The organism is Streptomyces sp. ISL-98 (assembly GCF_018614055.1).
In the GTDB taxonomy this organism is placed as follows: domain Bacteria; phylum Actinomycetota; class Actinomycetes; order Streptomycetales; family Streptomycetaceae; genus Streptomyces; species Streptomyces spiramyceticus.
Genome location: NZ_JAGGPB010000019.1, coordinates 137195 through 151665, shown reverse-complemented (window position 1 = coordinate 151665; position 14471 = coordinate 137195). Strand labels below are relative to the sequence as shown.

The following is a 14471-nucleotide window of genomic DNA, read 5'->3' as shown; positions in this document are numbered from 1 at the left end:
GTGGTTGTCCGCCATCCGCCAGGGACAGCGGCCTTGCGTGGCGATTCCGAGCCCGGCGAGGGGGGCCGCCAGGGCTTTCACGTCCTCGTGCACTTCCTCGGCCTATCACGCCTTGGCGGTTCAGCTTTCTTGGTGGCCGGCCGCCGTCCGGGGCGGCGAGGGCGGACTCCATCCACGCGCTCGCGCAGCTCATTGCCAGGACCAGACCGGGCACCTGGGGTCGCCCGCCGAAGACATAGTCTGACATTTGGGTGCATAGGTCGTAGATGTCTACGTAGCGGGGCGAAGCCCAAGGCGTCGGCAGCCCGCCAGCCACGACACCGTTCGTTCCACGACCCAGCACGACCCAGCGGTGGCGGCCGAGCCGCTGCGAGGACTCGACGCCTCTCCGGGCGATGCGGTGGCGTATGCCGCGTCCACCGAGCCATCGCCGCAGGTGGTCGTAGTCGTAGCCTTTTGTCCACATGCAGCTTCGCGGGCCGCCTGCGGCGCGGCCCACGGCGGGAACGGATGGGCGGGATTCCACGGATGAGCGCTGGCTGTCGTGCATGTTGGCGCCGGAGATACCCAGCGACAGCGGCAGTCCGTTCCGGTCGGTGACCAGATGGATTTTCGACCCCAACTTGCCACGGTCGGTCGGATACGGTCCTGTCAGGAGCCCCGTTACCGCCCGGACACTGACGGAGTCGATCGCGCACCGCGACCAGTCCAGCTCGATCCGGGCTCCGAGCTCGTCCAGGCCCACGCGGTGGAGTTGGGCCCAGGCCCGGTCCGCGCTCCACTGGGCGAACCGCCGGTAGGCCGTCTGCCAGGCCGGCCCGAACACCGGTGGGGGCTGCCTCGACGTACAACCCGAGGTGGCCACGAAGATGACCGCGGCCAGAACTTCACGGTCGCCAGCCCGACGCCGGCCTCCGCCCTGCGGACGTCTCACCACCGTGGGTGGCACCACCCGCCGGAACAACACGCCATATCTCGGCGCGGTACAACAAGCGGATCGCTCCAGTCGGCGACAACGGACTGACCTCGCAACCAGCGAGCCGTCACGCGGCGCTGAGGCGAGTTCCCTGAGCGACTGCCACGGCTCGCGCAGGCCCTGGAGAAGGAGGACTTCGGGCCACCGGCAACCGGATTCGGGAGCTGGAGCGGTCAGTGCATCGTGGGCCCAGGATCGCCTGGTGGGAGGCTTCTGTCGGCCCAGCAGAGGCTGGATTGCAGGAGGTGTCGGTGCCCCACACCTCCGGTTCCAGACCGCCGGGGCGGGCCACTTGGGCGGCCGGACGGGTGTCCCTAACTGGAGCTGCCAGGGGAGGCCTTCAGCTGGTTCAGGAGTTCCTGTGCGGCGAGCTCCTTGGCTCTTGCCTTTCGGCGGTCGGTGCCTGTGGCATCGAGGCGGGTCGATGTGTCGGCGCGGGTCGCGGACACGACGGTGGTGAATGTGGGGTTGTGCGGGGGGCCGGACGACGTTGTGTCCCAGTCGAGGTCGAGCAGGACGTAGATCTGTGCGAGTTCGTTGACTCCTCCCACGGCGGAGGTGCTGGAGTGCGCGGCGCGGAACTCCGCGGCTGGGGCCGGACGCTGCTTGGGGGGCATCGAGGGGTTGATGCCGGTGAGGCGGCCGTCAGTGAGGGCGATACCTGCGGCCTGTAGCCAGTTCCGGACCGTTTTGGTGCTGATGCCGGCCTGGTCACCGGCTTGCCGGACGGTCATCCCCCGGTGCATCAGGGACATGACCGTTTCCAGTTGTTCCCGTCGGAGTTCGAGGTCGTCCTCGGGAAAGCCGAGGCGTGGCCCGTTGGCCGCTGCTACTTCTTCGTGGCGGCGCTGGCTGCGGACGAGGCAGGGGAGGGTGCAGTAGGCGCCGATGCTGATTGCCTCGGTTCCGTCGGTGGTGGCGCGATTCAGGAGATACCAGCCCGGGGGGCCGGCCTTGCCGAACGCGTGCGCTCCGCAAGTCGGACAGGAGAAGGTCCTGGTCTTGCAGTACACCGTTCTGCGGCGAGGCGGAGCAGCTGCACTCTGCCCGTTCGGGGGGTGGCTTCCGGCCTCTGGTGTGTTGGTGGCCTGTTCCAAACTCATTCGACTACTCTACGCTTTCACCAAGTTGCACAACGTAGTCTAAGGTGCCGGTCGTGAGCTCGACTCCCACCGGCGCCGCTTGTACCTCAGACCACGGATCCTGCGTTCATGGACGGCGCCCATGACGACCGTGACGCCCTGGCTCCTCAAGTTGCTCCACTGCGGTGTGATCGACGAGGGCGATGCCGTCCTGATCCGCCAGCGCGCCGACTCCGGCCATCTGTCCCTTGCTGATCTGCGGGTACTTCTTCTCTCGCCGTTCGACGGTCCGGGCGCCCGGTCGGCCCGCGAGGCAGCGCGGGACTGTGTGGCAAACCGGCCCGACTTCGCGCCGAGCATCCTCCACATGCATGCCCAGGTCAGCCGGGTTCCCGGTCCTCGGATCGAGGTGTCGCAGCCGCGGCCCGGGGCGCTCACCGGCTTCTCCGTGCAGGCCAGCTTCGAGGTCGACGGACAGGTCAGCTGCGGGCACCGGCTGACTGCCCGGACGAAGAAGGAAGCCAGCCACCAGGCGCATGCCAGCTTGCTCCTCGTTCTCGCCGGCTTGGAGACGCCGACCAGCGTGGGGGCCGCCGAACCAGTGCCTGCGCCGGAACCCACGGCCTCTTCCGCTCCTGGCCAGACACGCACCGTTCCCTTGGTCACCAATGCCTATGCCGCACTGACCGCGGCCGAGTTCCTGGTCCGCCTGGAGGCAGAGACCGCACAGGCGGTCATCACAGAGTTGGCCGAGCACGCAGTGATCCGGGCCCGCACTGGTCTGCTGACGCCCACGCTGATCGGGTTCCTGTTGTTCAGCACACAGGGGCCGCCATGGGAACGGGCCCGCACGGCCGCCCTGTCCGCCGCCGCCCTGGAACCCGACCGGGTGCCGCTGTCCCTTCTGCAGCGCTACGCCAAGGACGCCGGAATCGCCGGCCCGCGCGGCGACGTCGGTCCGTCGCAGAACCAGGGGCGTCACACGGCACAGTCGGTCGTCGGGAAAGGGGACGACGCAGTGTTCGGCCCCCGCTGCGAGGCACAGGGTAAGGACAAAGCTCTTCTGCACTCCCGGCTGTATCTCCTGGCCAAGCTGGTCAACGTGCCCTTCGACGGCCGGACAACCGAGGGCGGCTTCCGGTGGCGCGTCATGTCCCACCGGAATGCGATTACGTTGCTGCACGAACTTCAGCAGCACAACAAGATCGAGCATCTGACCTTCCAGCCCGGGAAGGGAGGATCGAGTTTCACCAGCCGCGTCTCCTGCGAGTTCGCCGGTCACCTCCTGCGGAGCATCGGGGCCGGGCCCAGTAAGCAGTCGGCCAAGCTGGCCTGTGCGGAAAGCATGCTGCTCAACCTCAATCACCAGCTGATTCCCGCACAAGCACCGGCAGCACCCTCAGCCCACATCCCTGGCAGCCGGCCGAGCGGTCCTGACGCACCCGCACCGGGACCTGCTGCCGACATTCCGAAGCAGGAACGCCGCACGCCGCACGCACCCGATTCCGAAGACCACGGGCCGGACTACCACTCAGTCGACGCCGACGACAGCACCACCGGTGCGCAGCAGAGACTGCAGCCGCCCGTCGCGCCGCTCCCTGACGTGCTGCGGGCCCTGGGCACCGGCTGCGATGTTGTGTTCGATAGCTTCACCTACCCGGCACGCGCGGGCTGGCTGCTGGTCAGCCCGCCTCCTTGCGAGGAGGAGATCGACCCGGAGGCCTGCGTCCGACGCGACATTCTCCGGGCAGGCGGCGAAATCGTCCCCACCTTGTGCTGGCGCATCGACCTCGGCGACCTCCTTCCCGCCATGCTCAGCACGGAGCCCACAGCCTGGAGCGCTTCGGCGCAGCTCTGGGCGAAAGCTGCACGCCTCGGGTTGGAGGCCATCGCGGCCGGGGCGGTGTATCCGGGGTGCTGCGACGGAGACACCGCCTCGCGGCGGCAATTCCGGTGGATGTGCGGCCCGCTGCCCGACCCCCTGGAACAGCGGCTACATCTCCTGGCCGCCGAACTGGAGTCGTTGCCGCGGACACTGCCGGACGGTACGCACCAGGGACCCAGCGACCCGGCCCCTGTGCTGCGGGCTGGACTGAGTGCCCTTGCCGACCGGTTCGTTCCGCCGCCCAGCGGATACCTCCTCTCAGGTCCCCAGCCTTTCCTCGCCCCGGTTCGCTACGTCGGACCGCCCCCCGCGCTCCTACAGGACTGGGCCGATGTGGTCCAGGACGCGCTGCTTCCCGACGACGGACCACCGATGAGCCTGTCCATCGCGCCCCCGGCAACCTCCGTGTCCACGCAACTGCTTGCCACGCTGCGCCTGCTCACCGCCCCCGACGACGTGGACAGCGCCGTCGATGCCCGTGACGTGTGGAATGGCACCGTCCCCTTCCCCGACCCTGACCAGGACCTCGCGCACAGGGTCGGACGCGCCCTTCGCCGAGCTGCCCGCCGTCTTCCCGCCCTGCGCCCGCTGGGCATGCAACGCCACCCCGACGCAGTCCTGCTCCCTACCACCGACGCCGCAGCCCTCTTCGGCCCCGCCGCTGAAGGTCTTGCGAGTGAGGGAATCAGGGTGGATCGGAGCGAAGGGTGGGGCGACCCCATCGACCTCCACATGGCCGTAGGGCTCGGTTCTCCGGCGCCTGTCGAGGGCGGCCAGCTCGGCATTGGTGAACTCCTCGACCGGCGATGGCAATTCACCCTGAACGGCACCCCACTGACCGAGCAGGAGCTCGACGCGCTCGTCGATACCGCCATGCCGTTCGTCCGGCTCCGCAACCGATGGATCGTGATCGGCGAGGACCTCCAGCAACTGATCCGCACCCGCCGCCTGCCCCCGCAGCGTCGGCGGGAGGCGATCTTGTCGGTGCTGCACGGATCCATCACCGTGAACGGCCGCACCTTCGCCTGCCTGCCCACCGAAGGACTGGCCTATCTCATCGAGCAACTCAGCAACCCGGCGGCTGCACCGGCACAGCAACCTGCCCACGGGCCCCGCCTCTACCCCTACCAGGCGCAGAACGTCCAATGGCTCAACAAGCTCATCTCGCTGGAGTTCGGAGCGCTCCTGGCGGATGACATGGGCCTCGGTAAGACGGTCACCGCCCTTGCCTTCCACCTTCAGCACACCCAGCAGAAACCGGGCCCAACCCTGGTGCTCTGCCCGAAGTCGGTGGTCGACCACTGGTGCGCGGAGATCGCAAAACATGCACCGGGCACGCCCGTTCTCCTCTACCGCGGCTCCGACCGGTCGCTCACAGGACTCACCGACGGCACGATCGTGGTGACCACGTACGGCGTGCTGATCAAGGACTTTCAGGAGCTCAGGGAAATCAGCTGGGGCCGGGTCATCGCGGATGAGGCGCAGAACATGAAGAACCCCATGACGAAGACGGCCCAGCGGGCCCGGTGCCTCACCGGTGCCCGGGTCGCCCTGACCGGCACCCCGGTCGAGAACGATCCGGGCGAGCTCTGGGCCATCCTGGACTGGGCGAACCCCGAACTTTTCAGCTCACGGGCACAGTTCAACGCCCTCTACACCCGCCCGCTCGCCGGGTCGGCCGAGACGCACGGAAACCAGCACGCCGTCGACCGCTTCCAACGGCTCATCAGGCCGTTCATGCAGCGACGTCTGAAGACCGACCCAATACTCGGCCTCACCCTTCCGAAGAAGACCGAGACCACCCACCTGGTCGCGCTGTCGCCCGAACAGATCGGGCTGTACGAAGCTATGTTCCGCGACAGCCTCCGTCAGCTGCGGGATAATCCGTCCCGGGCCCGGCGCGGCGTCTCAGTCCTGCGACTCATCAACGGCATGCGCAAAGTCTGCATCAGCCCTGCCCATTACCTTGACGAGCCTCTCGACTCCGTTCTCGCCGATCCTGCGGAAGCCGCCCGCCGGGCCCCCAAGCTGGAGGCGCTGCACGACCTCCTGCACACGGCACGGGAGCACGGTGAATCCTCCCTGGTGTTCACCACCTACGCCGTCGCCGACAAGCTGCTCGACGCCTACCTCACCGCCAGGGGGTTCCACCCGCTGATCTTCGACGGCAGCCTCAGTCCTCAGCAGCGCACCACCGTCCTGGACGCGTTCAAGGCCACGACAGGCGGCGTCCTCATCCTCACCCCGCAAAGCGGTGGCGTCGGGCTCGACCTCACCCACGCCAATCACGTCATCCACTACAACCGCCTCTGGAACCCCGCCGCCGAACAGCAGGCCAACGACCGTGTCCACCGCATCGGCCAGAAGCGCGACGTGACCATCCACTACCTGGTGACGGCCAACAGCATCGAAGAGCGCATCACCGCGATCCTGAGAAGGAAACGAGACATGGCCGCAGCCTTGCTACCCGAGGGAGAGTTCGACCCCACCGAACTCGACGCCAGCGAACTCATCCAGCTCTGCTCCCTGACGGCACGCCCATGAACCACAACGCTCAGCTCCCCCTCGCCCAACCGCTGTGGGAGCACGACCTGCCTCCGACACCGACCAGCGCCCCGTACCTCGACCGGATCCTGGAGACCGCACGCGATGCCGCCGACCGGGCCCAGGCCCTCCTCGGTGGGAAGCCTCTCGACGCAGACCCCCTCATCGACCTCGTCAGGCTCCTTCACGGCAGACCCACCACGGAAGCGGAAACGGCTGCCACCCGTGCCGGACTGCGCCCCGCCCAGCTGCGCCGGCTCCGCACGGCCTTCACCATCGGTGGTGCCACCGCCGTCAACGTCGCGCTCTACCTGAACACCCCCCAGCCCAGCCTGATCGACCACACCGTCCAGGCCATCCAGCGCGTGCGGCCGGCCACGGCCGCGCCCCTGAAAATCCTCCGGAACCGCATCACGGACGCGGAAGCCGGCGTACAGATCCGCCTCGGACCAGACTCGCTCTGCTACCCCTTTACCGTCCTGCAGGACGACTGGGTCCTCGCCCGGCGCGCCACACCGTCCCCCACCGAGGCCTACACAGCCGCCCGGCAGGCACTGCGGAGCCGCCGTGGTTGAGACGACAGACCGGCGCACCCGCCACCGCGTTCCATCGCAGGAACAAACCGCGTCTGGCGAGCGGCTCGACGCACTTTGCCCCTTTTCCGGGCCGACGCCCCGCGAAGCCATCACCAGCCACCCCATCGGATCCTGAACATCTGCGTCCGCAAGCGCACCGGCGACCGCCGGCGGGCCTGCAAGCGGTACCACCGCACAGTGCTCCGCAGCAGGAATCGACAAGCTCGTCAACCCGCTGTGAAGCATGAACAGGCTGCTCGGACCACGTCGAGTACTGGTTTCGCTATGTTCCTGTTCCGTGGACGAAGCAGACGACACGGCAAAGGTGGCCAGGGCACTGCCCGCGCCACGGTTCAAGGTGGACAACGCAGGATGGGTTTCGCTGCAGGGCACCGCGGAGTGGTGGCGCAGCCAGATCGACTCCGATGACTGGCCCGACATTGCAGAGCAGATGGCACAGGAGGGTGAAGCCGCCATCCAGCCCGGCCGCTGCCGCGCCATCGGGGTAACTACGGGCAGGCCGTGCAGAGTCGACACGCGTTTTGAGCCGTGCCCGCATCACGGTCCCGGCAATGAAACGAACCGATGTGGAGCACGTACAGCCGGCAACACGCTGTGCCGGTGGAACCTCGCCATGAGGGGGCCCTGTCGCACCCATCCCAACACGTACGAGCGAATTCTCGAGGAAGAGAGAGCTCACAGAGCCGACCTTCGGCGACGTCAGGAAGCTGAAGAGGCTGAGTGCGAGAGGCGCTTCGCGGAACGCACCAGGGCCGCAGAACAGCTGCCCTGCTCATACTGTGCGGCCGGACCCGGATCGGCCTGTACCCGCCCGGGCACAGGGATGCCGGCCGGGAAGGTCCACAGCCCTCGCTACCAGCTTCTCGACCACACACGCCTCGCAGCAATTCCCTGCCAATCGTGCGGGGCCGCGGCCGGTGACCTGTGCCAGACATCGACCGGGAAGCAATCCACCGAAGCACACGCGCCGCGGCGCCGACCCGACTGATCCCCGTGGGTCACCACCGCGTGCATCCCTGGCCGTGGGGACGTCCGACTTCTTGGGACGGCTCCCAGCTCGGGGTCTTGTGCAGTCCATACCGGCGGCCACGACCGCGGCGGGTGTGGGCTGGGCCAGAAAGCGGGGATGCGCGAACCCGGTCGAAGGCATCTCCCGAGCTGGGAAACGGGTCCAGGGCCACGGCCGCGACGCCGTCTGATCCACTTTCGCCGGGGCGGTGCAGGGCCGATAGGGTGATCTAGTGACGCAGAGTTCCGAATCTTCACCTTTGGTTGCCGGTCTGGCCCGGCTTGTCCCGTCCGTTGTGCCAGTAGCTGGTGCCGATCCTGAGCTTGTGGCCTTGGGGGAGCGGTACTGGGCGCTGGCCGGTTTCGCTCCCGAGCTGGGAACGCCGGTCTGGTGCGAGAAAACTAAAGCGATCAGCGTTGCGGGCTGGGGGAGACAGCTCTACGCGGTTGCGGCCGCCGGCGTGCGCGCTGTGGTTCCGGAGCGGGAGTGCCCCCAGTGCGGCGGTGCGCTGAGTCTCACCTCCCGCACGGCGTTCCAGCAGGTCCTCGATGACGAGGAGACGGTGTGCGTGGACTGCACGCCGTCCCTGCTGGAGGCAATCCAGTCCGTCATCGACCCGGCCCGGAAGGCGAAGCGCGAACAGGCCCGGGCGCGGGAATTGGCCCAGCAGGCCTCGCAGGAGGCGCGAGCATGTTGGATTGCTGAGCAGAAGGAAGCGATCGCGGCTGACCACCCGGCCTCTTTCCCCCGCGACGACGCGTTCCCGAGTGCCGGCGTGAAGGAGATGGTGGCGACGCTGGCGCTGCTGCGGTTCGCGCCGACGACCTCACCGATTTTCCGGGTTCGGGACTGGGTTACACCGCTGTGGCCCGAGACGGACAAGGCCTCCACGATCGTCGCCTCCACGATCCAGTCGGGCCTTTTGGCCATTCATCCCGACAGCCCGCCTGACGCATTCGTCTGGGAACCCCAGTCCTACGAGGACGCCCTGGAGCAGGCGGGCGGTGACCTGGACGCCGTGGCGTCACCGGAGCTCACCGACCAGTTCTACCCGCTCGCAGCCAGCCTGTTTGCCCCCTGGGGATCGAGCGCCGGAACTGCGGTCCAGGCCCTGGACGATCACCTTGTTGAAGAACTCCGACCGTCCGGCATGAAGGCGGCCCGCCAGGAAGACCTTCTCGCGCTCGCGCAGGAGCTCATCGCCGGCGAGGCGCTCCGCTACTTCACCAATCGCCTTGACGAACTCAACCTGCCGGACGTACCGGCCAACCACACCGCCCGTCTGGTCGACGCGGTCGGAAAAGTCTCAGCGCACCGGCCTCTCGGTGAGATCTACAACCTGGCGTGGCGGGCGACGCGTGCCGCCGCTGAGGCTGCGCAGAAGAACCCGCGAGCGCCACGGGCGAACATGACCACCCACGCGGTGAACCAGCTGGAATCACTCGCGAAGCAGGCAGTCGACCAGCCTGACTGGTTGATCAAGCCGTTCAGTGAGAACCAGCGCTACGGGGCGGCCGCGATGACGCGCGTGCTGTTCTTCAATGTGCTCGACGTGAACCCCTTCGAGGCGGTTCTTCCGTCACTGTGTGCCTCTCTTCCCGCGCCTATTCCGGAGTACGACGAAGGCGGTGCTGCCGACCCGGGCAGTGCCCCAGGTCCGCAATTGGAAGCCCCCGTTGATCTCGCCTGGCTGGCCGACAACCAGCAGTCATGGAACCCGCAGGAGGTTCCGCGCCTTCTCAACGTGGTCGAGAAGCAAGCGAGCACGTTGCCCGATCCGCAGGTAGACGACTGGGTTCTGGCCCGCGGAGCGACCCATCTGAAGGTCCTGTACGAGAACCTCGAACCCCTTATCGGTGCGCATCATGCGGCCATGGCCGCGTTCGGCGCCGCACCGCTGCTGATCCACCCGCTCAGCTTCACCGACGAGCCGCGCACGAGCGGCGTGTTCCTTCAGGAGCTGATGTCCCACTTCCTGGTGAAGAGCAAGATAGATCAGGACACCCCCTCTCCGACCGACACATTGCCGAAATAGAGCCTTCGCTCAGACGCGCCTCAGTTCCGGTCGAGAACGGCGGTGCCCGGTGTGATCGGGGCGGGGCTGGTGAGAGCGCCCGGGGCGGTGGTCCACTCCACGCCGCCGTTACGGGGCATCGGCGATGCCGTCAGGCGACGATGGTCGGTGTCGGGGGCGATCGCCCCCAGGGTTCCGCGCCGACCGGTCGCGGTGTCTTCGACACCCGCGTTCATGTGCGCCGCGGTCAGATCATCGGCGTTGGACGGAGCTGGTTGCGGCTCCGTCGGTGAAGAAGGAGGACACGGACTGTTTCCCCTCCTGTGGGACGTGCCGTAGGAACAGCCCGTCATGTCCCTTTCTGTCGCAGCGGATAGAACGAGGTATCCGATGGCGAATGTTCGCGAGTCACGGACGGGCCGTTGGCAGCTTGGCCGAGAAGAGTTGAGTGGATGGCCCAGGCCCCGGGATCCGCGGGCGGACCAGCCGAGGGTGTGGGCGGTGGTGAGTGCCGTGGGGAAGTCGCCGGCGGCGCGGGTTAGGTGTGCGTGTCCGCGGGCGGCGTCGGGAGCGAGTCAGCCTCCGGTGACCACTTCCCAGCGAGGGAGGTCTGTACGGCTGAGCGTTCTTGGGTGTGGTTCCGCGGTAAACGGGATCGGCCGCAGGAGGCACTGTGCAAGACCTACAACCCGCACTGCACCTCCTCCATTCGTCATCGGTGCCCCCTCCGGTGGCCAGCCGGTGGCCGGACGCCTTTGGACGACGCAATACGAGGGAGCACAGGCCAACCAGCCGCACGTACTCTGATCAGGTGAAACGTCACCCGGCGGCACGACCAGGCACCACGCAGCACGAACGCTCACGGTCCCGTAATGCGTAGGTCTCGGGTTCGAATCCCGAAGGCGGCTCCATGGTGTACCCCAGGTTAGACTTTGCTTCGTTGACCTTGGAATTCGGGCCAATCGGACACTCGTGGCCTACGCATGGAAATGCGTAGGTCTGAGGTTGGCGGGCTGTGACTGTTTCAGCTTGAAGGGCTGTGAGCTGGCCTTTTGCCTTTTGTGGCCGTCCGCTCGAGGTGACGTGGTGGCCATTTGGTGGCCAAGCGTGCAGCGACCGTGCAGATGGGCCCGCAGCCCGTCTTGTGGCCGCAGATGTCTTTGGGCCGCATGGTTGTGCCATCCGGACAATCCCGTGATCAGTCTGTGGTCGCTGATGGAGCCGGGTCGCTGGAGAAATGACCGTCCAGCAGCTACCGGAGGGCGTCATGTCGATGGCGTCTCGCGGAGTGGTGTCGGCGGTCGGCGTTGTGGAACGCGCCGGAGCGGATCGCGGGCATGTTCGGGTAGCCACCGGACTGCGGGCCGGCTCCGCGTGCCGCCACCGGTAGAAACCCGACCGGGAGACGCCGAAGATTCTGCACAGCCGCTGTATGCCGTCCTCCACATGGTGGGCGGAGATGAACCGCCAGCGGCTGGTCATCGACTCATATCCTTCGCAAAATACTGGGCCGCCTTCTTCAGGATCTCCTTCTCCAGCTCCAGCTCACGGACCTGTTTGCGCAGCCGCTTCAGCTCTTCACGCTCGGCCGGCGTCACCGGCTCACCGCCCGCACCCCGGGCACCGGCCTCGGCCGCACGCACCCACTTCCGCAGCGACTCGGTATTGACCCCCAGATCCCTGGCCACCGAGTTGATCGACCGGCCACTGGACTCCACCAGAGCGACCGCATCCCGCTTGAACTCCTCCGAATACCGCTGTGCAGCCATTGCGACACCTCCATCTCGGACCCCACGATCCGATCCTCAAGAGATGTCCACAAACCGGGGCAAACATCAGCCGCGTCAACGCCCCTGACCGGAGCCGGGGTCGGCCACCGAACAGGTCGCCGAGCTGGCGATCGCCGCCGCCGACTCCTTCTACGACGCGCTGTGTCACTGCAGCTGGAAGAGCCCAATCGACTACGAACACGACTACCGAGTCGGCCTCACCGAGGAGCCGGCTGCATAGGAAAGCCTCCACGAAACGGGGGGATTGACATCCGCCGACGTCCGCCTCCTCGCGGAGGGCCTCAGCGTAGAAGAGTGTCCAGGAAGTCGTTTCCGAGACGCGCCACCGCCGTCAGATCCAGATGGTGCAGGACGTAGCGACCTCGACGCTGTGTGGTGAGCAGGCTGGCCTTTTTGAGACGGGAGAGGTGCCGGGAGACTTCGGGAGAGGTCAGTCCGTAGGCACCCGCGAGTTCCCCTACGGTGTGCGGGCCGCGGGCGAGGGCCCGGCAGAGCCGCATGCGCACGGGGTGCGCCAGGGCCTCGAGGCGTAGCTGGACCAGTTTCACCGCCATGGGCTGAGGCAGGTTCGGCCCGCTGATCGGGTACTGGATGACAGGTCTCCAGCCCGGGGCCAGTTTGACAACGAGGTGGGGCCAGCCGAAGGCGGTGGGGATGCAGGTCAGACCCAAGTCCTTGGTCGCTCCCGCGGTGTCCGCCAGTTTGTCGGCGACGAGGCGGCTGTTCGCCTCGTCTAGCTCGAACGCGGAGGACATGGACGTGAGGGCGGGGCCGATTCCCTTGTGCTTGAGCAATTCGGCCTTGTGACGGGTGTCGCTGTACAGGCCCGTCTGCGTGTTCTGCCAGACCTCGGCGAAGAACTTTTGCTCACAGTCCTCGAGCAGGCGTCGGAGCCAGTTGCGTGTGCTGTGCGGGTCCCTGAGCAGGCGCTCGGCGAAGGCGGCTTCGCGGGGGCCGCGTGCGGTGGCTCGCTCCAGTGCCTGCCTGCGGTCCCGTTCGCTCGTCAGCGGCTCGGGCACCCCGCGGTAGTACTGCGCCATGCAGGAGATCTCCAGCGCCGCCGCGACGAACAGTTCGTCGTCCAACCGGTCCAGGGCATCGAGTTCCCCGGTCAGGGTGGTCTGGGGCTGCGCGGGCAGCAGGATGTCGGCGCGCGTCGCGTGCCAGAGGAAGCTGGCTTCGTCGATCCTGTCCGCGAGGCCGGACGGGAGCGACGAAGCGGTTGCGACCGCCCAGCCGTGCAGGCCGGGGTGGTGGGCCGGCGCGGACATGACGTGCAGCATTTCGGCAAGTTCGGACAGGGGTGAGGGTGCGAACAGGATCTGTTCCCGGCGAAGGCCCGTGATGTCGATGGTTACGCTCACTTTTGCTCCTTCCGTCCTTGTTCTTCGTGCCGGCGCCTGCGCACCACTTGACGATGATCGTCAAGCATGGGCTGCGAGACGCGAGCGCTTGGCAGGGTGATGGTCATGCGATCAAGCCGACGATTCGTCCGAACCGGCAGGACTACCCACGCTGTACAACCCGGACTCCGCAACCCGGAAGCCGAGCTGGAACAAGGTCTCCGCTCCCAGCTGCTGCTTCAGTTTGGCGAGGTGCGTGGCGCAGTTGCGCTGGCTGAGTCCGACGCGCCTGGCAATGGTGGACACGCACTCGCCCTCGATCAGGAGCCTGACGATGGAGGCGCGCAGTTCGTTCGATACGGCCTTGGCCGCTGTGACGTCAGAGCCGTCAGGGCCTACCGGAAACTCGGTCGCTCTCTGCCAGCTCCGGTCGAAGACGTCCGCGAGGTACCGGACCACGGCTTCGTCTTTGATGATCACAGCGTCGTCGTCGTTGTCGGGCGCCGGTATGAAGGCAACCTTCCGGTCCACCACGATCAACCGCTCGAAGAACTCGTCGAGTGTCCGCACCTGGGCACCCAGCGCTGATACATCGGAGACGTAGTCACGGGTGGGCGCGTCGAACCGCGCACTGTGCTGGTAGAGGGTGCGCATGGAGGCCCCGCGCCTCAGGACGGCCTGGTCGCGTGCCACCGCCTCGCGCAGGAGCCCGGAAGGACGCCCGCCGCCCGGCTGCGCGGTGAGCAGTTCCTCCCTGCATTCGTCGAGCGCCTGGCCGAGGTGGATGTTGATCGCCTTGGCTCCGCTGAAACGGTTGCCGCCCGGGCCTGGGTCCGGGCGGCCGGCGGGGGAGCGATACCGCTCGATGAATGGCGCCAGTTCGTCGCTGAAGTCGGCTGCCTGGTCGAGAAGCCTCAGCGCGCGTGTACGCCATGCGGATCCGATCCTCGCCTCGGCCACACGCGGATCGACGGGCAGGAACCTGCCGGGGGACCGCGGTGCGGGATCGAGGAGCCCAAAGCTCAGGAGTTCCTCCGCGGCGCTAGAGGAGGCGGGCGTTTCGGGAGCATCCGCAGCGAGGTCGAGTTCCCCGTTTTCCAAAGCCTTTTGGTACAGCGATTTCGCGAGGGTGCCGAGGATCGCCGGCAGTTCTGCGCTACCACTGCCTGCCATTCCTCTGTGCGTCACGGAATTTAATCCCTTCCCTTTTGTGAACAACAGCAACATCATCT

At 67.1% G+C, this 14471-nt stretch carries 8 protein-coding genes and 1 pseudogene; 3 read left to right on the top strand and 6 right to left on the bottom strand.

The window, feature by feature from the left end:
- Nucleotides 1-400: 400 nt before the first annotated feature.
- Nucleotides 401-934, bottom strand: a pseudogene (locus J7I98_RS13675) (IS5 family transposase); the annotation flags it as partial.
- Nucleotides 935-1290: 356 nt separating this feature from the next.
- On the bottom strand, nucleotides 1291-2079 hold the full coding sequence (locus tag J7I98_RS13670; protein ID WP_214920930.1) for a hypothetical protein: 789 nt from the start codon (nucleotides 2077-2079) through the stop codon (nucleotides 1291-1293).
- Nucleotides 2080-2200: 121 nt separating this feature from the next.
- Here J7I98_RS13670 and J7I98_RS13665 point away from each other — a divergent pair, with 121 nt between their 5' ends.
- The 3 genes from J7I98_RS13665 to J7I98_RS13655 all read left to right on the top strand — a co-directional run bounded on the left by J7I98_RS13665 (nucleotide 2201) and on the right by J7I98_RS13655 (nucleotide 10127).
- Nucleotides 2201-6487 (top strand): SNF2-related protein, encoded by a 4287-nt coding sequence (locus J7I98_RS13665; protein ID WP_214920929.1) that lies wholly within the window; start codon nucleotides 2201-2203, stop codon nucleotides 6485-6487.
- Nucleotides 6484-7062 (top strand): hypothetical protein, encoded by a 579-nt coding sequence (locus J7I98_RS13660; protein WP_214920928.1) that lies wholly within the window; start codon nucleotides 6484-6486, stop codon nucleotides 7060-7062. The genes J7I98_RS13665 and J7I98_RS13660 overlap by 4 nt, the downstream gene beginning before the upstream one ends.
- Nucleotides 7063-8324: 1262 nt before the next feature.
- Nucleotides 8325-10127 (top strand): hypothetical protein, encoded by a 1803-nt coding sequence (locus J7I98_RS13655; RefSeq protein ID WP_214920927.1) that lies wholly within the window; start codon nucleotides 8325-8327, stop codon nucleotides 10125-10127.
- A 20-nt stretch (nucleotides 10128-10147) separates the two neighbouring features.
- On the opposite strand, the gene J7I98_RS13650 is transcribed toward J7I98_RS13655, so the two are convergent.
- The 4 genes from J7I98_RS13650 to J7I98_RS13635 all read right to left on the bottom strand — a co-directional run bounded on the left by J7I98_RS13650 (nucleotide 10148) and on the right by J7I98_RS13635 (nucleotide 14466).
- Nucleotides 10148-10342: a hypothetical protein gene (locus J7I98_RS13650; protein WP_214920926.1), complete on the bottom strand. Its 195-nt coding sequence runs from the start codon at nucleotides 10340-10342 to the stop codon at nucleotides 10148-10150.
- 1242 nt (nucleotides 10343-11584) lie between these two features.
- A complete protein-coding gene (locus J7I98_RS13645) occupies nucleotides 11585-11875 on the bottom strand; it encodes a transposase (RefSeq protein ID WP_214920925.1) in 291 nt (96 codons plus the stop codon).
- A gap of 302 nt (nucleotides 11876-12177) precedes the next feature.
- On the bottom strand, nucleotides 12178-13260 hold the full coding sequence (locus tag J7I98_RS13640) for a DUF5937 family protein (RefSeq protein ID WP_214920924.1): 1083 nt from the start codon (nucleotides 13258-13260) through the stop codon (nucleotides 12178-12180).
- Nucleotides 13261-13371: 111 nt separating this feature from the next.
- On the bottom strand, nucleotides 13372-14466 hold the full coding sequence (locus J7I98_RS13635) for a helix-turn-helix domain-containing protein (protein ID WP_214920923.1): 1095 nt from the start codon (nucleotides 14464-14466) through the stop codon (nucleotides 13372-13374).
- Between the last annotated feature and the right edge of the window lie 5 nt (nucleotides 14467-14471).